This is a genomic window from Yersinia sp. IP36721 (assembly GCF_003634395.1).
Classification (GTDB): Bacteria; Pseudomonadota; Gammaproteobacteria; order Enterobacterales; family Enterobacteriaceae; genus Yersinia; species Yersinia entomophaga.
This window is the reverse complement of sequence record NZ_QCZL01000006.1, coordinates 18490-39513: the sequence shown is the minus strand read 5'-3', so window position 1 is coordinate 39513 and position 21024 is coordinate 18490. Positions and strand designations below refer to the sequence as shown.

Below are 21024 nucleotides of genomic sequence, written 5' to 3'. Positions count from 1 at the left end.
TCGTGACCATTACTAATAAGTTTTATTATACAAACAGAAATGATATTTGACTTATTTATACGACAAAGTAAATCGATTCTTTACGCTAACAGATTTCTCACATCGATAAAATGGAAGCTCATTTTATTTAAGCTATAAAAAATGGCCGTCTGTTAGCGGCCATTTTCATTTATTTACGCCTCAGTTAATTCCGAAGTTATTGCGGTATTTCTGTCTGTGTTGTCGCGATAGCCGGTAAATCATTGGCGAAACCGCGTAATCCAACCACATGAACATGCTCATGATTCTGGAAAACTTTACGCACTAGTTTATAGGTGGTGCCTTTTTCCGGACTGATATTTTCCGGCGCAGCGATAATTAATTGCATTTCCAATCGTTCACACAGCTCGAACAGCGTCGCAATAGATTTCGCATCCAGTCGTGCGGCTTCATCAAGGAACAGCAAGCGACAAGGAGAAATATCTTTCCCGCGCAGGCGACGAGATTCCTCTTCCCAACTCTGCACCACCATCACCAGAATAGACATACCGGTACCGATAGCTTCACCGGTAGACAACGCCCCGCTCTCCGCGCGTAGCCAACCGTCTGCGCCACGGAAAACTTCAACTTCCAGCTCAAGGTAGTTACGGTAATCTAACAGCTCCTCACCGATGGTTTGCGGCAAACGCTGCCCCATATCCATTTGCGGGTTCAGGCGTTGATACAGTTTGGCCAGCGCCTCCGAGAAGGTCAGACGGTTGCTGTTAAACAGATCCTGATGCTGCTCCTGCTGCTCAGACAGCACATCCAGTAAAGTGGCATGGGCTTCACGTACATTCACGTTCAACCGCACGCTTTTCACCTGTCCGAAGGAAACCGCCTGCAAGCCTTGGTTCAGCATACGAATACGGTTCTGCTCGCGCTGAATGGTTTTGCGGATGATATTCGCCACACTTTTGGAGCTAATTGCCAGTTTTTGTTCACGGGCAGTCAGTTCTTCGGTCAGGCGACCCAGCTCGATTTCCATCTGTTCAATGGCTTCAACCGGATCGTCGGTGCGAATAATATCCTGACGAATACGCTCGCGCAGATGCTGGTAAACCGCGATATAGAACTGAATTTTGCGTTCCGGACGCTTCGGATCTTCCGACAGACGCAGCACATCGCGCAGATGTTCGTTATCAGATACTGCCAGACGCAGTGCGCCTAGGGCTTTATCCGACATCGAACGCAGTTCTTCGCCGTCCATATACGCCAGTTCACGACGATGTAAGCGACGCTCGACGCCGTTATCTTTCACCATACGCATCACCGCGCACCAGCCGGATTTGGCATTCACCACCTGCTCGCGAATCTGGTGATAATCTCGCTCCAGTTTGCGCAGTTTCTTTTGCAGGCTATCCATTTCCGCTTCACAGAAGGTCAACTGTTTTTCCAGCTGATTACGACGTGAACGGTTGGTGCTGAGCGCCGCATGCAATTCATCGCGACGAGCTCGCGCACGCGCTTCTGCATTCGCATCGGCCTGAACGCCAATATCCTGCAATTCCTGGGTCAGCTCTTTGAGCATATCCCGCTTAGCATCATAAGAACTTTTCAGTGACGCCAGTACCTGACTGTACTGAGTGAACTGGGTCTGGTATTGACGTAATTGCTCGCGAGCGCGAGTACGATCGGCTTCCGCGTGCTCCAGACGTTGACGCAGTTTGTCGTTCAGATCGGAGTTTTCATTCAGCATACCGGCAGAATCGGTATAGCTGAAGTGAGCCCGGCGCTGAACCACTTCCGTTAAGGCAAAGGCCTGCTGCTTGGCCTGACGCTGACTGTTTTGCGCCTGAATATAGCTTTCTTTCAGCTGTTCATGCTGCTGCGGATCGCTTTGCAGCACCGCCAGTAAAGGCTCCAGCTTGATCAGAGCATTACCGTGCTGCTGAATATGACGCGCCGCTTCCTGCGCTTCAGCCAACTCTTCGCTGATTTCTTCCACCCGATCCTGCAAAGCGTCGTCAAGCAGCAAAGACACCAGCGGAATCAGTCGATTCAGCGCCGCAATGCCTTCTTTAGCCTGTTCAAACTGCTGACGCTGCTGCTGATTTTGATCTTCGTGAGCACTCAGAGCGCGCTCAATTTCACCGCGACGGGTATTCAGCAGGCGAATTTCAGCTTCTGGATCCGCATCGAAAGCCACCGCCAGATGAGAACCAATAAAGCGGCTGAATGCCTGATGGGCGCGCTGGGTTTTCTGTACGTCGAAGGAAAGCGTGGCATAACGTTCCGCCAGACTGTCACGCTCGGCGTGCAGGGTTTCCAGACGATTTTCCCGCGCCGCGCGGCCAAACAGCGGCACTTCCGGATAGCGGGAATAACGCCATTGGCGATCGGCGATTTTCACCACCACCGCTTTTTCATGTTCTTCGACGGCAAATACGCTGTCATCAAAGGACTGCGGGTCTCCTTCGATCAGATACAAGTCTTCCGGACAGTCTTCCAGCCCCACCAACTGATCGCGAACCAGCGACAGATCCGGTACCACGATACCGTGGCGAGATGGACCGTAGAGCGCGGAGAAGTACGGCGCATCGTCGATAGTGACATCGTCATAGATTTCAGACAGCAATACGCCGCCGAAACGCTCGGCTAACGCCACCATGCGCGGATCTTCCGCACCACTTGGCTGGCTCAGACGCTCAATTTGCGCTTCAATCTGACGTTTACGTGCCGCGACTTCATCGCGCTCAACGGTAGTTTCACGTTCGCGCTCAAGCAGTTGCTGCATGTATTCCGTCACCTGACGGCTGTCTTCCAGCGATACCCCACTTTGCTCACTCAGTTGATTCAGTGCGTCCTGCGCCGCAAGCCAGATGGGCGCACGGCTGGTTAGCGTCTGAATTTTCTGCTTAATCTGTTCCAGTTCCTGGCGCATTTCCATGCGGCGTTCACCGGCATCGGACACGCTGAGGGACAATTCCTCAACTTTTTGCTCCAGCTCACGCTGTAATTCTTCCAGCTCTTCAGGCTGATAAACCTGGCCCTGACGCTTACAGAACTCCTGCAACAGACGCTCGGCATCCTGCTGAGAACGCAGGCGCTGCTCCAGCTCAGACAAACGCATACGCAGCGGTTGTACTCGCTCCGCCAGATGTTGCTGCGACGGCCAATCACGCAATAATTCCCGTGCGGTCTGCCAGGCTTCGCTGCGGCTCACCTGACCGGCAATATTAACCACCAGCTGATAAGCCTGTTCAAACTGACTGTGCGCCGCATCAGCCACGCTGAGCTTTTGTTCCAGCAACAGCAGCGATTCCGTAGCTTCCTGCTCTTTAGCATGGAAAGTGTCCAGCCAATCTTCGGCGTTGTCAGCAGTCAAATCCGGGATCTGACACAGCGCACGCGCGCGCTCCAAAGCCTGTAAAGCTTGCTGATACTGAATGGCGCGAGTTTGCTGCACATCCAGCGCCTGCTGATAATCTGCCAGCTGGCTTTTCAGCTCATCCACTTCTTGCTCGGCCGCTTCCGCACGGGCTTCGTTTTCCGCCTGCTGTTCGCTGGCTTCGGCCACCACTTCGTTCTGTTCTTCCAAGCGGTAAGTCAACTCTTCCAAATCGCTCTGATAACGCTCGATTTTTTCCTGCTGACGCATCGCCGTTTGCACCAAATTCAGGTGGTCGCTGGCGGCCTGATAATCGGTTTCCAAATCGGATTCAGCGGCGCTTTGTTCCGCCAGCTCGCGGGACATTTCTACGTGACGATACTGCTCAGTCACCAACTGCTTGCGGCTGCTAAGTAAATCGCGGCGCAGCACTAACGCGCCGTCCAGATGAATCCGGCGCTCGTTGGCGTGACGCATATAATCCGCCGCCACGTAGGAAGTGGCTTCGGAAATCAAATGCTTGAACAGATCACGATCCGATTGAGTCACGCGAATCGCTTCCAGCGTCATGCGGTTTTCCCGCAGCGCGGCTTCCATGTCCTGGAAGGCTTTACGCACGCCACTGTTTTCCGGCAACAGATAGTCGCGCAGCGAGCGGGTAATGGCGCTGGAAATCCCGCCATACAGAGAGGCTTCAATCAATCGGTAAAACTTGCTGCGATCGGCAGAAGAACGCAGGCGTTTTGGAATCACACCCAAATCAAACATCAGGGAGTGATAATCGGTGATGGAGTTAAATTGCTTAAACTGCACCCCTTCCATTTCTTCCACACGCTCTTTCAGCTCTTGCAGAGAAAGCACTCGCGCCTGACGCTCGCCTACCACTTCGGTGAGGATCTGCGTCGGCTGAATCGCCGTTGGCAAGCCCTGAATGGTGAAAGGTTTGATATCAACTTTACGATCGCGACCGGCCACCTGCTGCAAGCGCACCCCGACCACCACGCGCTGGTGACGGGAATTGATCACATCCAGCGTGGAATAACACACCCCGGCACGCAGTTTCCCGTGTAACCCTTTATCGCGGGAACCGCTGGTGGCACCGGCTTCGGTGGTGTTACGGAAATGCAGCAAAGTCAGATCGGGAATCAATGCCGTCACGAAAGCCGCCATGGTGGTGGATTTACCGGCTCCGTTACCGCCGGACAGCGTAGTAACCAACTCATCCAGATCGAAGGTGCGGGCAAAGAAACCGTTCCAGTTTACCAGCGTGAGTGAGCGAAATTTACCGCGTTCAATCATTCCTGTTCATCCTCTGCACTTTCCGCGGCATTCGCCTGGGTTGATTCGTTCTCGTCGTTATCGTCTTGCAGCGACAGACTGTTTTCCACCGCCATCGCTTCGCCATCACGAATCATACGTAACTGCGCTTCCCGCGGGTCATCGCCGCTGCGCACATCGGCACCAAAACGGAATACCGCTTCAGTAATACGGAATTTGCTGCTGTCGTTGCCCATAAAGTAGAGCATACCTAAACGACGTAAGCGGTTGAGAGAAGTACGGACTTTCTCCTGCAACTTTTGCTTATCCAGATCGGAACCGGTAGAGCGCTGGTTAACAAACTTCAGCAACTTGCTCTCATCCGCCAGACTCAGCAACTCTTCATACATTTCCTGCTGGCTGAAAATCCCCTCGTGAGCCAGACGTTCCGGGCTGAGATAGAGATAGCACAGAATTTTACCCACCATCATGTCCAGTTCGGACAAGACCGAACGCGGGATCAGCGTGGTTGAACGCGGACGCAAATAGAAGAAACCTTCCGGCGCACGAATCAGCTCAACGTTATAGCGGGTATAAAATTCTTCCAACTGATCCTGAAAATCCATCAGGAAGGCGTGGTTGTCCAACTCATCTATGCCAATATGTCGGCCAGCTCGCAGCTGACTGTCCAATGCAGGAAACAGCGAATTGCTCAATGCCTGCGCCAGTTTAACTGGCATTACTAACTCAATATTTGTCGATGACATGTGCCTGCACCTTGGCTCCGTAATCATTAATCGCCAGCCATTCCGCCGGTAACCCTGAAAAATCGGCTTCGGCCACACCGAGGCGAACCGCCTGGTCGACCAGGATACGAGCCACGTCAAAATGACGAGCACGCGGATATTGCGCAAGATAATCGCGCATCACTTCCCCCAGATTAAGCGGTATCTGCTGTTGTTGATACACCAGCAGCGCCTGTTCAATCATGGCGGCAATTTGTTCGCGGATTTCGTTGAACTCTTCAAATTCGAGATCCGGCGGCAGTTCCCCGGTCACTTCCTCACTACGCAGAGCCAGTTCTTCATCACGCATATCCAGCATGCGGTCGGCGTTGGCGTAGGTCAGTGTCCACGGGTTATCAAAGTAATTCTGTACCGACTGACGTAAACGCTGAGCGAATACGCGGTTTTTATCCATATCGATAGCGGTACGAATAAATTTATGCACGTGGCGATCGTAACCGATCCACAGATCGATGGCCTGCTGTCCCCAGCTAATAATGCGATCCAGTTTGCTTTGCAAATCAAACACCAGCTTATCAACCAGATCCAAACCTGCATTACCGATAGTAGCTTCCTGAATACGCAGTAGATTAGCCTGTAATTTATCCCCGGCGGCTTCCAGCGTATCTTGCAGCTCGCGCAGGGTACCGGAAGTTTCAGACAACAACAGCTCACAGCTGGCAATCGCCGCGCGCCAGTCCTGATTGAGCAAAGCGGCGATATCTTCTTTCACGCTGTTTTGCTGCTCATCCATCAGGCGCTGGGTCATATCGATACTATCGAAGATTTCTGCGACGGAATATTTCAGCGGGGCAAAGACGTTACGATGCCAGTGGAATTCGTCGCCGCCCTCTTCTGCCGCTTCCGCCGCGCGCTGTAACTCTTGCGCCACAATAGATAACTGCATGGAAAGACGCAGCGTAGAGAATTCACGTTGACGAATATAATAATCGGTAATGCCGATGCCCAGCGGCGTTAGTCGGTAAATGGCATTGCCATCCGCCAGTTCGCTGGTGAATCGGTTAAGAAGACGCTGCCGAACCATATCATTAATGGCGTTATTGGCCCGTACGGCAACGGTTTCGTGGGTTTGTTCAAAGCCTTTACTGACGTGACGAAACGCATCGATCAGCTCGCCTTCGCTCATTTCGCCGTCCAACCGCTCACCGTTTAAGGTGGCAATGGCCAGAATAAATGCCAAACGCTCCGTTGGCAGCGAAATCGAGAAATCATTTTTTCGCGCCCAGGCGACCAGTTCGGGTACTGTCTGGGAAAATTCACTCATAGTTGGTCCTTCAGGTTCGGCTTAAACGCCATAACATGCACGTAGCGCCCCAAACTAATAAAGGGTTCCTGCCGACAATAGCGCTGTTCCAGCGCCAGTAGCTCAGCAAATTCTTCCACCTGCTGCTGTTTGTTCTTTAAGTAATCGTGGAACACCCGCACTCCCGTCTTGCCGCTAATGGTCATCCCCATTTGCTCAAGCCAGCCATAAACCTTAGGCGGGTCCAAAGGATACTGCGGCGACAGAGAACGTCGGCGGCGTCTTTTCACATCAGGCGTAGCCAGTTGGAAGTTACCCAACACGGCGTTTCGCATCACCAGGCCGTTTGAATTGAAAAACATCAGGGACAGGGCGCCGCCGGGGGTTAATGCATCACAAAGTACCTGTAAAACCTCTTCGGGTTCCGCAATCCACTCCAACACCGCGTGAAACAATACCAGATCAACCGGCTGTTCCAAATGTTGGGTGATATCCTGAGCCGCACTTTGTATAAATTGCATGTTGTGGCTCACACCTTTTTCCTGCGCAGCCGCCTGCGCGCGCTGAATCATCTCGCCGGAAAGGTCGCACAACATTACCTGATGTCCAAGGGCAGCCAACTGAGAGGCCATATGTCCTTCACCACCGCCCGCGTCGAGAATCCTTAGCGGTCGCTGCGGCAACTGTGTCAACAGCTCGGTGATATCTTGCCAAACCACGGCCTGACGAATCATTCCCTTCGTCGTGCCGTAGATATTACGCGAGAATTTTTCGGCAATATCATCGAAATTGCGATCCTGCTGCATGGACAACTGCTCCGTTAATGAAATCTATACCTTTTCACTTTCGCTCTATCGCCTGTAAGCCAGGGTACGAAACTTCGCGGGTATATAACGACAGGGGAAAAAGAGTTCGCCCCAAATATGCTATTTTGGCACAGCCAGACGTAGAATAAATCTTCTTGGGCAGTAATCCCGCCCGGATGCCGTTTTTTCAGCCAAAAGGTTCACTTTTTCATGCTATTCACCCTAAAAAAGTTCCTTGGCGGGTTATTAATGCCGCTACCACTTTTACTTATATTAATAGGTTTGGCTTTAATCCTATTATGGTTTACCCACTGGCAAAAAAGTGGCAAGGCGCTGCTCACCCTAAGCTGGTTAGTATTATTGCTTATTAGCCTGCAACCCGTGGCCGATCGTTTATTGCTACCTATCGAAAATAAGTATGCCACTTATCAGGGTAATGATCGGGTAGATTACATTGTTGTCCTCGGTGGCGGCTATACCTTTAATCCGAATTGGGCACCCAGCGCGAATTTATTTCCCAATAGTTTGCCAAGAGTCACTGAAGGTATTCGACTGTATTTACAGCATCCGGGCAGCAAACTGGTATTTACCGGCGGCTTTGGCCCCGCTTCGCAAAGCAGCGCCCGAACCGCTGCGCAGGTTGCTCAAAGTCTGGGCGTAGCGAGCAGTGATATTGTGATGTTGGAAAAACCGAAAGATACCGAAGAAGAAGCGGCAGACGTGGCCACTCTGGTGGGAGATAAACCTTTCCTGTTGGTCACTTCGGCTAATCACCTGCCGCGCGCCATTAATTTCTTTACTGCCAAGGGATTACATCCTATTCCCGCCCCAGCAAATCAATTAGCCATTACCAGCCCGTTACACAGCTGGGAACGCGCTATTCCCGCCGCCAGCTATCTTTATCACAGTGAACGTGCCTGGTACGAAACCTTAGGGAAACTCTGGCAATGGGTGAAATCCCCCGCCGACGCTCCAAGTCATTAACCCTAAGGAAAGGGAAATCAGGCAAGCCAAGGCAATAGTTGGCTGGCTGCGCGATCAAACAGTGGCCGGTCGAAATAGCCGGTGTGAATAAATCGTCCGACTAATTCCCAAAGCGTGTACAGCCAGCGGCGGTAGACAAAAGCCTCAGAAACCGGGGCTTTCTGCAAATAGCGGTACAATAGCTGGCTTGGCATCCCTTCTTCGCTCAGACGGAAAAGATCGTATTCGCGCGGAGCCCACAGCACCGAGCCGGGATTTAACATCGCTAATAACTGATCGCTACGGGGATCTTTCAGCATACTTCTCAGAGTTAAATTACCGTGAATCAGCACGCAACTGTCGTCAAAATCGGCAAAAAGCTGAGATAATCCCGCCCTAGAACGGTATAAAACGGCACGGTCGTCCAGAGTGACTAGCGGTGAGCTGAGGTTGCTTAAACTGGACCATAACACCTCTACCCGCTGTTGATACCAGCTAAACCAATCATTTTCCTGCATACTGTCTACATTGCCGACGCAGCCGTGGCTATCAATGCGATGCCAGGCCAGTACGCCTTCAACGATTTGATCCATCAATACATTCCAGCGTTCTGGCGTCCGTGGGGGCGCTTCCACTGAGACGCCCCTTAGTCGTTCCATTAGCAGAATTTCTTTGTAAGGAGTCTGATGGGTCATCACCAAACCATAGACCGTAGGTAAACGAATATCTCCGTCCCGCGCCAGCATCGACAGTTTATAGGCCTCCTGCTGGGCAATGCCCTGACAAACATAGCTTTTCGCCAATAACGGGATCGCGTGCCCCTGTTTGTCATAAATTGCAAACAAATGGGCATAAGGCTGCTCACTGACACATTCAAGCCGGGTAATGGATTCACCCAATACAATACTTAATTCGGCCTTTAACTGTTCCATACTAGGTTTGCCCATTATGACTGACAGCAGAATGACGATTGCGGTAGAACACCATAATGAGATGAGCTTGGGGATATTTCCAGAATGCAGATCAAACAAAAGCGGGCAAACAACAAAAAGGCGGGGAAATAATTACGCCGGGTGACCAGCACTCCGGCGTTTGGTTTTGCTATCTTTTTACAATTTTGGTTTTACAATCGACCTAGGGTTTCGGCGCGACTTTCTATCTACTTGATTTATTGAGTAGAATATCCCGTACTCTTTGCAGGTCTTCCTGGGTATCTACGCCCACCGCCGGCGCGGCTTTCGCCACGGCAACGTGAATTTTCTCTCCGTACCATAAAACCCGCAGTTGTTCGAGCAGCTCGATCTGTTCCAGCTTACTTGGCGCCCAATTAACATAGCGGCGAATAAAACCGGCGCGATAAGCGTAAATCCCGATGTGACGTAAGAAGCAGTCACCGATGCTGTCTTTAGACTGAGCAAAACGCTCTCTTTCCCACGGAATCGCCGCGCGGGAGAAATACAGCGCGTAGCCCTGAGCATCCATCACCACTTTCACTGCGTTGGGATTAAAAGCTTCTTCGCTGCTTTCAATTGGCACCGCCAATGTCGCCATACCGGCGCTGGAAGCCGCCAGATTGCTAGCTACCTGGCTGATAATCACCGGAGGAATGAGCGGTTCATCGCCTTGTACGTTGACAATAATATCGTCATCAGCGAAACCGTAGCGTTCAATCACTTCGGCCAGCCGCTCAGTACCGGACTGATGATCGGCGCGAGTCAGACAAACTTCGCCGCCTGCGGCCTGCACGGCACGAACCACGTCATCATGATCGGTGGCGACAATCACCCGACTGGCACCAGACTCCAGTGCGCGCTCCATCACATGTACCACCATCGGCTTACCGCCAATGTCCGCCAGCGGTTTACCCGGCAGCCGGGTTGAAGCATAACGAGCAGGAATAATCGCGATAAAACTCATGCGTGCTTCTCATCAACGGAAAGGGCGCGCGCTTCATTCTCCAGCAAAACCGGAATGCCATCGCGAACGGGGTAAGCCAGATTGTCGGCTTTGCACACCAACTCCAGATTTTCTTTATTAAAATACAGTTTGCCATTGCACACTGGGCAAGCAACGATTTCGAGTAAACGGTGATCCATACACCCTCCGAGGACGTGGAGCTATCGACAGCAGGAAAGCGTAAGAGAATAGCATATCCACTCAGGCAGGTTAACCAACTCAATATTCCATTACTGCGAGCGATAACTCATCAAGAACGGCAACAAAGAAAAATGGCATTTTTCGGTGAATGTTATTGATATGTTGAAATACGGGGAGTAGAATTTTGTGACTTACATCACACAATGTATTTCTTGGATTGAAGATGAAACTGTTTCATAAAATCATCGCGATGTTCGCTAACTTTAGTCATTAAGAATCGAATAAAATTCAGATTTTAATTAACCAAATAAAGAGCACCTGTATTACCATCGCATATCGAAGTATCGGTAAAATACAAACGGCTACCTTGGTAGCCGTTTGCTTTAGAAAGCAATCACATCGGCCGCAGAAGGCCCGTGAATACTTTTGTAAGTGGAGAACTCTACGTTTTGTCCTTCACTTAGTGATTTATTTTTGGTGTTGGCAATTGCCATTTTGCTGACATAAACATCCAGCCCACCATCGAGTGGCGAAATAAAACCGTAGCCTTCCAGCTGGTTGAACCATTTCACCCGACCCATTTTTAACGTCATAATAAATTTCCTTTTACTGGGCATCCTAACAACTCATTTTTATTTATTGTTTAGATGCAGTTGCCCATCCTAAAGTTTTTTGATTAAACCTCTATGAGCTTGAATTAATGAAAAAACCCGCATAATGCGGGTCTTAGAATTTTTAAATATTCAGGTCAACGGTTAGCGCATTTGCTTTACCATTTTTTATCCTAAAATATTTTAAACATTATTAATCTCTTAATTACAGAGCAACAACGTTTGCAGCAGCCGGCCCGCGCGGGCTGTCTTCAACGGTGTATTCTACACGCTGGCCTTCAGCCAGAGTTTTGAATCCGTCAGTGGCGATTGCAGAGAAATGTACGAATACATCTTTGCCACCGTCGTTTTGTTCAATAAAACCAAAACCTTTGCTTTCGTTGAACCATTTAACTTGACCAGTCTTCTTAGACATAAACTTTACCTTCAAAAATATTTATAACTCGCCATAAGGCACTTATTGCTATCTAAAATAGCTGGACTGTATTCAGGAACGTTACTTATGGAAGTTGTTTACCGGAGATTCTTAGAAGGTTCGTCTTTGAAGCGGAATCAAATGATAACGGCTTGGGAGGAACTGCTAGTACTCTTTATACTCTCACTACACACGCTTACACATAAATAGGTCTGCATCACAGGCCGCGGCTATTAACGCATAAAATAAATAGCCGCGCAACTATTTTCTCTTCTATTTTATTGCCGAAATAAGAATCAATGAGAGCTGGCGCATAATTCCTCAATATTCTCCTGCGGGTTGTCCTCGACTCTGCGTTTCCTGCCTAGACTAAAAGGCAGCTTAGCGTTGATGTATCCCTATTTTTTCTAAGCCATTTTCGTACTAAGAAAAACAGTAAAAAATATAGACGATAAAAGGAGTTACCCTATTATGAACACCCCACAGCTGATTCAGCCAGATCAGATTCGCGCTGGATTCTCTCGTGCCATGTCCGAGATGTACCAAACTGAAGTTCCTCTTTACAGCACCCTATTGCAGATTGTTGCCCAAACCAATCAGCAGGCGATAGCTGAACATCCGGAACTGAAAAAACACTTAGCCCGCACTGGCGAAATTGAGCGGCTGAATATGGAGCGGCACGGCGCAATCCGCGTCGGAACCGCCGCCGAACTAGCGATGTTACGCCGCCTGTTTGCTGTGATGGGCATGGTTCCTGTGGCCTATTACGATCTGGCTCCAGCGGGAGTGCCAGTACATTCCACCGCGTTTCGCGCCATCCACGAGACATCGCTTCAGGCCAGCCCGTTTAGGGTATTCACTTCCCTGCTGCGGCTGGAACTGATCGAACAACCGGAATTACGTCAGCTAGCGGCGGAAATACTGGCGCGCCGCACTATTTTTACTCCACGCGCTCTTGAGCTGATTAAACGTCATGAAATCGCTGGCGGTTTGACTCGGCAAGAAGCTGACGACTTTATCACTCAGGCTTTAGACACTTTCCGCTGGCACAATGCTGCGACCGTAAGCGCCGAGATATATCAACGCCTGCACGACCAGCACCGCCTGATTGCCGACGTAGTCGCATTTAAAGGGCCGCACATTAATCATTTAACGCCACGAACGCTGGATATCGACGCCGTTCAACGAGCAATGCCGGAGCATAGTATTACGCCTAAAGCGGTAATCGAAGGCCCGCCAGCCCGCCGCTGCCCTATTTTGCTGCGCCAAACCAGTTTCAAAGCGTTGGAAGAGCAGGTTGCTTTCCCACAAGCAAATGGACAGAGCATTCAGGGTAAGCATACTGCACGTTTCGGCGAAATCGAACAGCGTGGCGCCGCTCTAACCGCCAAAGGGCGTGCATTATACGATCGCTTATTACAAGCCGCACAGGATGAACTGCAACAGCCCGCCTGTGAGAAAAATGCCAATAGGTATATGGCACTGCTGTCTCATCACTTTAGCGCCTTCCCTGATGATCACGAGGCGATGCGCTCGCAGAAACTGGCCTTCTACCGCTATTTTCCAACGGGGAAAATGCCAGATATCGAGCTAAAAAACCGCAACAGTGCTTCTCTCGACGATCTTATCAATAGCGGTTATATCGACTTTGAACCTTTGGTGTATGAGGATTTTCTGCCAGTCAGTGCCGCAGGAATATTTCAGTCGAACCTGGGAGATAAAGCGCGCACGCACTTTAGCGAACACTCCAGTCGGGAAGCGTTTGAGCGAGATTTAGGCACGCCGGTTATCGATGAACTGGCACTGTATGAAGATACACAGCGCCGCTCGATAGCGGCCTGTGCTCAGATTCTAGGTTTGCCTGAGATTTTATCGGATTAGGTGATGCGCTAATCGTCAGCGCTACGTAGCGAAATAATCCGAGCCAATAATTGCTCGGTCTGTGCTGGCGGTAATTCTGCCGTTACCGGCAGATACCACCAATTAGGCTGAGCAAACTTGCAGCATTTAACCGCATCTTTCTCGGTCATTAACAGGGTTTGACTATCACTGGTCAGACTCTGGAGCTGGGACAGCGAAAAATCCTGATGATCAGCAAAAGCGTGTTCTTTCTCTATCGTAACCCCTAATTGACGTAAGGTTCGGAAAAAGCGTGGCGGATGCCCGATACCAGCCATGGCAACGATATTCTTTAGCTGTTCAGCAGGCAATTGCTCACCAGTCAGAATATTCACCGCATGCCCCGCTTTTAGCAGCATTGGCACTTCTCCCGCAGCCGCGGTTCCGCCGTTCGTGATAATGGCATCCACGGATGCCAATCGCTCAGGCCTTTCACGCATTGGCCCGGCAGGCAACCACCAGCCGTTACCAAATCGACGAACGCCGTCCACCACCACAATTTCAAAATCTCGTTGCAAAGCATAATGCTGTAAACCATCGTCGGTGATAATCACATCAAGAGCATGGTTTTTTAGCAGAGCCTGAATCGCCTCCGAGCGTTTCGGCGCAACGGCTACAGGCGCACCGGTACGTTGGAATATCAACACCGGCTCATCGCCAGCCTGCGTCGTTGGTGTATTTTCATTCAGCACCAACGGGTAGCTATCGGCTTTTCCACCGTAACCACGAGAAACAACGCCAACGCGTTGACCCCGCAGCCGCAGTTGCTCCACCAGCCAGATAACGACTGGCGTCTTGCCGTTGCCACCAGCAGTCAGATTCCCCACCACCACGACGGGTACAGGGGAACGCCAGCTAGTACGCAAACCCAGTCGATAACTGCTTTTTATCAACCAGCTAATCCCACCGTACAGCCAGGATAGCGGTAATAACAGCCAATACAGTCGCGATTCGCCTGACCAGATACGCTCAATCATTGGCCAAACTGCATGCGGCTAAGCTGAGCATAGGCGCCTTGACGAGCGAGCAGCTCGCTGTGTTCCCCACGTTCGATAATGCGGCCGTCTTCAATAACCAGAATTTCATCGGCTTTTTCAATCGTCGACAGACGGTGAGCAATCACCAACGAGGTGCGGTTTTTCTGCAATTCATCCAACGCCGCCTGAATAGCTCGCTCAGATTCAGTATCCAAAGCCGAAGTCGCTTCATCCAAAATCAGAATCGGGCAGTCACGCAGTAATGCGCGGGCAATAGCAATACGCTGGCGCTGACCACCAGAAAGCATCACGCCGTTTTCACCAATCACCGTATCCAGACCGTTATCCATTTTCTCAATAAAGTCCATGGCATAGGCCATGCGCGCCGCTTTTTCTATCTCTGCGCGGGTATATTGTTCATCTCTGGCATAGGCAATGTTATTAGCGACGGTATCGTTGAATAGATGTACGTTTTGCGAAACCAGCGCCACCTGATTACGCAGAGAACTAAGTTTGTATTCCCGCAGGTCGTGGCCATCCATCAGGATACTGCCGGAGCTGACGTCATAAAAACGAGTAATCAGGTTAGCAATCGTTGATTTACCCGAGCCTGAACGCCCTACCAAGGCTACGGTTTTACCGGCTTCGATATGCATATTGATATCTATCAGCGCTGGCGTTTCTTTGCCTGGGTATTTAAAGGTCACATTACGGAAATCGATATCCCCTTTTACGCGATCGATTTCTAATTTGCCGTCGTCTTTTTCCTGTTCCATATCCAGAATACTGAATAACGTCTGACAGGCCGCCATACCGCGTTGGAACTGGGCGTTGACGTTAGTCAGAGACTTCAACGGACGCATCAAGGCAATCATGGAAGAGAAAACCACGGTAATAGTACCGGCAGTCAGCGTTTCCATCACGCTTGGGAAACTGGCAGCATAAAGCACAAATGCCAGCGCAAATGAAGCAATCAACTGAATAATAGGATCGGAAATAGAAGAGGCAGAAACCATTTTCATGCCCTGCTGACGCATCCGGTTACTCACGGTATCAAAACGTTCGGTTTCTACTTTTTGACCGCCGAAGATCAATACTTCTTTATGCCCTTTCAGCATCTGCTCAGCGCTGGTCGTCACCTGCCCCATGGTGCTTTGCATATTCTTACTGATATTACGGAAGCGCTTGGATACCATGCGAATAGCGATGGAAACGATCGGCGCAATAACGATTAAAATCAGCGACAACTGCCAGCTGTAATAAAACATCATGATAAACAGGCCGATAATCGACGCACCTTCTCTCACTACGGTAATCAACGCGCTGGAAGAAGAAGAAGCCACCTGCTCGGAATCATAAGTAATCCGCGACAGCAATGTGCCTGTAGATTGTTGATCGAAAAAAGATACTGGCATGCCCATCATATGGCTAAACAGGCGGCGGCGCATATGCATCACCACTTTGCCCGAAACCCATGAAATACAGTAGCTGGAGATAAAACCGCTGATCCCGCGAACCAACATCAATCCAATAATGGCCAGTGGCATCCACATCAGGATAGAACTGTTCGACTTACCAAAACCATCATCCAGCAACGGTTTTAACAACGACAGCATAAAGGTATCGCTGGCCGCATTCAGAATTAGCGCTATCGCCGCAGCGATAAGACCGGTTTTAAAAGGAGCGATCATCGGCCAAAGGCGACGGAAGGTCTGCCAGGTGGAGAGATCTTTATCATTCATCATTCAAATACCAGTACCAGAAGAAATAGCGGCCTATTCTACTCATTATGGCTCCCAACACCAAATCGCTGGTGGTACCAACGGGGAAATAATTGTTCTCTATAACCTTTAATCTGCCAATCATGGTCTGAGAAAGAGATACTGAGCTGCCCAGAGCGCGATGTATCACGCCAGATAATCCCATTTTCTTTGTAACGATTGATGACTTTTTTCGCTGGCAAGTGCCATTGGTTATAACGTGATGCCGATGCCATAGCTAATTCAGGCTGTACCGCGCGGAGAAAAGGAGCGATAGACGAGGTATTGCTCCCATGATGTGGAACCTGTAGCAACGTAGACCGCAATTTATGGCGGGATGTTTTAACCAGCTGTCGCTCGCTTTTCCTTTCAATATCTCCGGTAAGCAGCAGACTATGCTTGCCCTCTGAAATGCGAATGACGCAGGAATCGTCGTTTTGCGCATTTTCGGTCAATTGTGGCGGCCAGAGCACCTCAAAATCAAGCTGCTGCCACTGCCAGCGATCCCCTCGCCGACAGGGTAATAACCCCCTATTGGGTTCAATATTCTTTATGGGAAAAGGTGCCCTCACTTTAGCCATAGGAAAGGCAGCGCGAATCAACTCTAACCCGCCGGAATGATCCAAATGATCGTGACTCAGAATAATATGATCCACCGTTAAACCTCGCCATTTGAGATACGGCAAAATCGCTTTTTCCGCCATGCTGCCCGTCCTCCAGCGATTACCGGTATCAAATATCACCGCCCTGCGTTCCCGCTCTATAACGATGGCTAAACCATGTCCAATATCCAGCATATCAACTCGCCATCGGTGGGTATCTCGCCGTTGAGCGATAAGAATCAAATTGACGCAGAGAGCAATAACGGCGAAAGGATATAAACTCCACCACCGGAAACGCCATATCACTACGCCCAGCCAGCCTAGACAGCCAATCGCCATCGCCGTTTCGCCAGTGTGCTGCCAGCCTGCTTTTAAGTTGTTTAAAGGCAGCATAGCGATCTCTAGCGAGCTATTGGCCAACGACCAGAAGACTTCCGCAAATGAGGAGAAAAATGAAAATACCAATGCTACTAACACCAAGGGAACGGTGATAAATGACACTATTGGCATCGCCCATAAATTCGCGGGAAACGAGGATAGGCTAATGCCATGAAATAGGAGCATTTGCAACGGCATGAGTAACAACATCATCCCAAATTGTAAATGCGCCAGGCGGAGTGGCCAGGCATAGCGATTTTTCGTTAGAAATGGGGAAAGTAGTGGAACCCAGTGCAGCCAAAACAGCAAACTCAGTACTGCCATACAGGATAACCAAAAACTATCTGATAGCAGTGTTAAAGGCTCACTAAGCAGTATCAGTGCCACCGCCCATAGCCAAACCTGCCAAGGGCTGGATAGAACGCCAAACAGCCGTAAAGCTAACCACAGCGTTAAAACCAATCCTGCCCGCAATGCCGGTGGGTTAGCACCCGCTAGCCAAACATAGGTTAATGCGAGCAGCCACCCGCAAAGTAATGGCAATAAGGGGCCTATCCAGCGCGTCGGAAATAAATATTGAATCGCTCTCGCTAATAAACGGCCAAATAACGCCGCCATAACAATATGTAGACCCGAAATAGCCATAAGGTGCGCAGTGCCGGTTTTTCGCAAAGTCTCCCACTGCTGTAGTGATAATTCCCCCCGCTCGCCAAAAGCCAGCGCTAATAGCAAGGACCTCTGACTATAGGACTGCAATTGCCGATCTGTTCTAGAGATGATGTCCTGCCGTAAATGACAATTCCCCTCCAACATCCGCCCAGTGATAATTCGCCCGGTCAGAGGCCGTCGATTGGCCATTGCCCAACGTTGGCTATCGAATCCGCCTTCATTAAGCAAGCTGTGTACTGGCCTCATGCGGATCTTTAGCTGCCAGCGCTGGCCAGAACAGGATGCAGGCCATTTTTTTGGCCAATGGACCGAAACGGAAACCGGTGGAAAGACTCGACGACCATCTGCCTGCTCGATTTTCAATAGCATTCTGGCGCTCTCCTCCCTATGGCTAATTAAAGAAATGCTGGCGACAGTAGCAACGATCAACTTATCTCCCTGAACCATATACTCTATTTGATTCACCAGACCGGCAGCCTGCCAGTTTCCCCATAAAAAGCTCAATATTGGCAAAGCCGCAAACCGAGCATTTTTATAACCGCTAAGCCACAGGATAATGGCGGTAAACAGCAATAATAAAACTGGCACAGTACCCGGTAAGCGTGGGATAAACATCAGTGGTAGCAAACCTATAATTAACGCCCCAGCACATCGATCGATTGATAACACAGTAAAAAATCATCCTTTGATAATTAGCTATTGGTCTTTTCACAGCATCCTGCCGCTAAGCGTATTTTCAGTATTAAAGCGTGCTTTACCAGCATCAAGACTAAATCCTCCGAGGAGCCTCGAAAGCGAGTTTCAGCGGTTGCAAATACCCAAATGGAATTGCGACAAACTTCAAAAAATAGTGACTAGTTAGAAAGAAATAACGTGAGGAAAACAGCGGATGATTGGTTTAACTCAGAGTGAAAGTGAATACAGGGGGAAGGATTAACTTAAAAAACGAGTTTTTAATTCAGTACAGGATAAGTGAGCTGGAAATAAAGGCGTTATTTGGCAAAGAGGTTTTTATCAGAATTCGATGATTATAAAAAGAAAAACGGCGCCATAAAGGCACCGTTTCATATTTTCACAAGCAATAACCCGGCTGGTTGCGAACAACTTAACCGTAGATATTAGCGCGATCACGTAATTCTTTACCCGGCTTAAAGTGCGGAACGTATTTACCTTCCAACTCTACTTTATCGCCAGTTTTCGGATTACGACCAACACGCGGAGCACGGTAGTGAAGAGAAAAACTGCCAAATCCGCGGATCTCAATGCGCTCACCTTCGGCTAATGTTCCAGCCATATGTTCAAGCATTTCTTTCACTGCATCCTCAACGGCCTTCGCCGGTACATGAGATTGCTGGCCAGCAAGTCTTTCAATAAGTTCAGACTTGGTCATATTACCTCCAAGCTTTGCAGCTAAACTACCGTATAGGGGCGGAGAAACCGCCCCCCGTTATTACTCGCCTTTTGCAGCTTTGAACGCTTCAGCCATAGCGTTAGAGAAGTTGCTTTCTTCTGGCTTACTGTTAACAGTAGCGATTGCATCTTTCTCATCAGCTTCGTCTTTCGCACGAACAGACAGGCTAATTACGCGGTTTTTACGGTCAACGCCAGTATATTTGGCTTCAACTTCATCACCTACGTTCAGTACCAGCGTTGCATCTTCAACGCGGTCACGAGTTGCTTCAGAAGCACGCAGGTAACCTTCTACGCCGCCTGCCAATTCAACTGTAGCACCTTTAGCGTCAACTGCAGTTACTTTACCAGTAACAATAGCACCTTTCTTGTTCATAGACAGGTAGTTATTGAACGGGTCTTCTGCCAGTTGTTTCACGCCCAGGGAGATGCGCTCGCGCTCTGCGTCAACTTGCAGAACAACAGCTGCGATCTCGTCACCTTTCTTGTATTCACGAACTGCTTCTTCGCCTGCAACGTTCCAGGAGATGTCAGACAGGTGAACCAGGCCGTCGATGCCGCCGTCCAAGCCGATGAAGATACCGAAGTCAGTGATAGACTTGATTTTACCTTCAACGCGGTCGTTTTTGTTGTGAGTTTCTGCAAACAGCTGCCATGGGTTAGATTTGCACTGTTTCAGGCCCAGAGAAATACGACGACGTTCTTCATCGATGTCCAGAACCATAACTTCCACTACGTCGCCTACGTTAACAACTTTAGACGGGTGAATGTTTTTGTTGGTCCAATCCATTTCAGAAACGTGTACCAGACCTTCAACGCCTTCTTCGATTTCTACGAAGCAGCCGTAATCAGTCAGGTTGGTTACACGACCAGTCAGCTTAGTGCTTTCTGGGTAACGTTTAGCGATAGCAACCCATGGATCTTCGCCCAGCTGTTTCAAGCCCAGGGATACACGAGTACGTTCGCGGTCGAACTTCAGCACTTTAACAGTGATTTCGTCGCCCACATTGACGATTTCGCTTGGATGCTTAACGCGTTTCCAAGCCATGTCAGTAATGTGCAGCAAGCCATCAACGCCGCCCAGATCAACGAATGCACCGTAGTCAGTCAGGTTCTTAACGATACCTTTAACTTCCATGCCTTCTTGCAGGTTTTCCAGCAATTGATCGCGTTCTGCGCTGTTTTCTGATTCGATAACGGCACGACGAGAAACAACTACGTTGTTGCGTTTCTGATCCAGCTTGATGACTTTGAACTCAAGCTCTTTGCCTTCCAGATGCAGAGTATCGCGAACTGGACGCACGTCAACCAGTGAACCTGGCAGGAACGCACGGATGCCGTTCAGTTCGACTGTGAAGCCGCCCTTCACTTTACCGTTGATCACGCCGATTACAGTTGCAGCAACTTCGAAAGCTTTTTCCAGAGTCAGCCATGCTTCGTGGCGCTTAGCTTTCTCACGGGACAGCTGAGTTTCACCGAAGCCATCTTCAACTGCGTCCAGTGCAACGTCAACTTCGTCGCCAACCTGAATTTCCAGTTCGCCTTGCGCGTTCTTGAACTGTTCTGCTGGAATTGCGGATTCGGATTTCAGACCGGCGTCAACCAGTACGATATCTTTATCGATAGAAACAACAACACCACGGACGATAGAGCCCGGACGTGTTTCAATTGTTTTCAGGGATTCTTCAAAGAGTTGAGCAAAAGATTCTGTCATGTTAATAATCTTCAGGATTCTTAAGTTTAACGTCCATCGGGCATCCTGCCTAATGGGGTTGTTTCACA

At 49.7% G+C, this 21024-nt stretch carries 16 protein-coding genes; 2 read left to right on the top strand and 14 right to left on the bottom strand.

Features of this window, described 5'->3' with window-relative positions; translation table 11 throughout:
* Nucleotides 1-196: 196 nt before the first annotated feature.
* From mukB to cmoM, 4 genes are read right to left on the bottom strand one after another with little or no spacing between them, the layout of a single operon-like run.
* On the bottom strand, nt 197-4648 hold the full coding sequence (gene mukB / locus DBA33_RS07495) for a chromosome partition protein MukB (RefSeq protein WP_064512913.1): 4452 nt from the start codon (nt 4646-4648) through the stop codon (nt 197-199).
* Nucleotides 4645-5373 (bottom strand): chromosome partition protein MukE, encoded by a 729-nt coding sequence (gene mukE / locus DBA33_RS07490; RefSeq protein ID WP_064512911.1) that lies wholly within the window; start codon nt 5371-5373, stop codon nt 4645-4647. Before mukE ends, mukB begins: the two co-directional genes overlap by 4 nt.
* Nucleotides 5354-6676, bottom strand: coding sequence for a chromosome partition protein MukF (gene mukF / locus DBA33_RS07485; RefSeq protein WP_049596498.1), 1323 nt, complete (start codon nt 6674-6676; stop codon nt 5354-5356). The genes mukE and mukF overlap by 20 nt, the downstream gene beginning before the upstream one ends.
* The gene (gene cmoM / locus DBA33_RS07480) at nt 6673-7461 is read right to left on the bottom strand and encodes a tRNA uridine 5-oxyacetic acid(34) methyltransferase CmoM (RefSeq protein ID WP_120806102.1); all 789 of its coding nucleotides are present in this window, start codon (nt 7459-7461) and stop codon (nt 6673-6675) included. Before cmoM ends, mukF begins: the two co-directional genes overlap by 4 nt.
* 210 nt (nt 7462-7671) lie before the next feature.
* Between cmoM and elyC the strand changes: the two genes are divergently transcribed.
* Nucleotides 7672-8445 carry an envelope biogenesis factor ElyC gene (gene elyC, locus DBA33_RS07475; RefSeq protein ID WP_064512909.1) on the top strand — a complete coding sequence of 258 codons (774 nt, stop codon included), beginning with the start codon at nt 7672-7674 and terminating at the stop codon, nt 8443-8445.
* 17 nt (nt 8446-8462) lie between these two features.
* Here the strand turns inward: elyC and DBA33_RS07470 are convergent, their stop codons facing one another.
* The 5 genes from DBA33_RS07470 to DBA33_RS07450 form a co-directional block, all read right to left on the bottom strand.
* Nucleotides 8463-9356, bottom strand: a complete 894-nt coding sequence (locus DBA33_RS07470; RefSeq protein ID WP_064518209.1) for a YcbJ family phosphotransferase — start codon at nt 9354-9356, stop codon at nt 8463-8465.
* Nucleotides 9357-9579: 223 nt separating this feature from the next.
* Complete coding sequence (kdsB, locus tag DBA33_RS07465) at nt 9580-10341, bottom strand: 3-deoxy-manno-octulosonate cytidylyltransferase (protein ID WP_064512907.1); 762 nt, start codon at nt 10339-10341, stop codon at nt 9580-9582.
* Nucleotides 10338-10520: a Trm112 family protein gene (locus DBA33_RS07460; protein ID WP_004717378.1), complete on the bottom strand. Its 183-nt coding sequence runs from the start codon at nt 10518-10520 to the stop codon at nt 10338-10340. The genes kdsB and DBA33_RS07460 overlap by 4 nt, the downstream gene beginning before the upstream one ends.
* A 384-nt stretch (nt 10521-10904) precedes the next feature.
* Complete coding sequence (locus DBA33_RS07455) at nt 10905-11114, bottom strand: cold-shock protein (RefSeq protein WP_049596502.1); 210 nt, start codon at nt 11112-11114, stop codon at nt 10905-10907.
* Nucleotides 11115-11337: 223 nt separating this feature from the next.
* On the bottom strand, nt 11338-11547 hold the full coding sequence (locus DBA33_RS07450; protein ID WP_004717375.1) for a cold-shock protein: 210 nt from the start codon (nt 11545-11547) through the stop codon (nt 11338-11340).
* A gap of 471 nt (nt 11548-12018) precedes the next feature.
* On the opposite strand from DBA33_RS07450, the gene DBA33_RS07445 reads away from it, so the two are divergent.
* Nucleotides 12019-13428: a VOC family protein gene (locus DBA33_RS07445; protein WP_120806100.1), complete on the top strand. Its 1410-nt coding sequence runs from the start codon at nt 12019-12021 to the stop codon at nt 13426-13428.
* A gap of 8 nt (nt 13429-13436) precedes the next feature.
* Here DBA33_RS07445 and lpxK read toward each other — a convergent pair whose 3' ends face one another.
* The 5 genes from lpxK to rpsA form a co-directional block, all read right to left on the bottom strand.
* Nucleotides 13437-14423, bottom strand: a complete 987-nt coding sequence (lpxK, locus tag DBA33_RS07440; protein ID WP_064512902.1) for a tetraacyldisaccharide 4'-kinase — start codon at nt 14421-14423, stop codon at nt 13437-13439.
* Nucleotides 14420-16168, bottom strand: coding sequence for a lipid A ABC transporter ATP-binding protein/permease MsbA (gene msbA / locus DBA33_RS07435; protein ID WP_064512900.1), 1749 nt, complete (start codon nt 16166-16168; stop codon nt 14420-14422). Before msbA ends, lpxK begins: the two co-directional genes overlap by 4 nt.
* A gap of 35 nt (nt 16169-16203) precedes the next feature.
* On the bottom strand, nt 16204-18447 hold the full coding sequence (locus DBA33_RS07430; protein ID WP_240442692.1) for a ComEC family protein: 2244 nt from the start codon (nt 18445-18447) through the stop codon (nt 16204-16206).
* Between the two features lie 490 nt (nt 18448-18937).
* Nucleotides 18938-19222 carry an integration host factor subunit beta gene (gene ihfB, locus DBA33_RS07425; RefSeq protein ID WP_049596507.1) on the bottom strand — a complete coding sequence of 95 codons (285 nt, stop codon included), beginning with the start codon at nt 19220-19222 and terminating at the stop codon, nt 18938-18940.
* Nucleotides 19223-19282: 60 nt separating this feature from the next.
* On the bottom strand, nt 19283-20956 hold the full coding sequence (gene rpsA / locus DBA33_RS07420) for a 30S ribosomal protein S1 (RefSeq protein ID WP_049596508.1): 1674 nt from the start codon (nt 20954-20956) through the stop codon (nt 19283-19285).
* Nucleotides 20957-21024: the final 68 nt, after the last annotated feature.

Excerpts from the sequence above, each read along its gene's own strand:
- lpxK (WP_064512902.1), bottom strand. The coding sequence starts at position 14,423 with ATGATTGAGCGTATCTGGTCAGGCGAATCGCGACTGTATTGGCTGTTA.
- mukE (WP_064512911.1), bottom strand. The coding sequence starts at position 5,373 with ATGTCATCGACAAATATTGAGTTAGTAATGCCAGTTAAACTGGCGCAG.
- mukB (WP_064512913.1), bottom strand. The coding sequence starts at position 4,648 with ATGATTGAACGCGGTAAATTTCGCTCACTCACGCTGGTAAACTGGAAC.
- kdsB (WP_064512907.1), bottom strand. The coding sequence starts at position 10,341 with ATGAGTTTTATCGCGATTATTCCTGCTCGTTATGCTTCAACCCGGCTG.
- ihfB (WP_049596507.1), bottom strand. The coding sequence starts at position 19,222 with ATGACCAAGTCTGAACTTATTGAAAGACTTGCTGGCCAGCAATCTCAT.
- DBA33_RS07460 (WP_004717378.1), bottom strand. The coding sequence starts at position 10,520 with ATGGATCACCGTTTACTCGAAATCGTTGCTTGCCCAGTGTGCAATGGC.
- DBA33_RS07445 (WP_120806100.1), top strand. The coding sequence starts at position 12,019 with ATGAACACCCCACAGCTGATTCAGCCAGATCAGATTCGCGCTGGATTC.
- DBA33_RS07430 (WP_240442692.1), bottom strand. The coding sequence starts at position 18,447 with ATGTTTATCCCACGCTTACCGGGTACTGTGCCAGTTTTATTATTGCTG.
- DBA33_RS07470 (WP_064518209.1), bottom strand. The coding sequence starts at position 9,356 with ATGGAACAGTTAAAGGCCGAATTAAGTATTGTATTGGGTGAATCCATT.
- rpsA (WP_049596508.1), bottom strand. The coding sequence starts at position 20,956 with ATGACAGAATCTTTTGCTCAACTCTTTGAAGAATCCCTGAAAACAATT.
- DBA33_RS07450 (WP_004717375.1), bottom strand. The coding sequence starts at position 11,547 with ATGTCTAAGAAGACTGGTCAAGTTAAATGGTTCAACGAAAGCAAAGGT.
- cmoM (WP_120806102.1), bottom strand. The coding sequence starts at position 7,461 with ATGCAGCAGGATCGCAATTTCGATGATATTGCCGAAAAATTCTCGCGT.
- elyC (WP_064512909.1), top strand. The coding sequence starts at position 7,672 with ATGCTATTCACCCTAAAAAAGTTCCTTGGCGGGTTATTAATGCCGCTA.
- mukF (WP_049596498.1), bottom strand. The coding sequence starts at position 6,676 with ATGAGTGAATTTTCCCAGACAGTACCCGAACTGGTCGCCTGGGCGCGA.
- DBA33_RS07455 (WP_049596502.1), bottom strand. The coding sequence starts at position 11,114 with ATGACGTTAAAAATGGGTCGGGTGAAATGGTTCAACCAGCTGGAAGGC.
- msbA (WP_064512900.1), bottom strand. The coding sequence starts at position 16,168 with ATGATGAATGATAAAGATCTCTCCACCTGGCAGACCTTCCGTCGCCTT.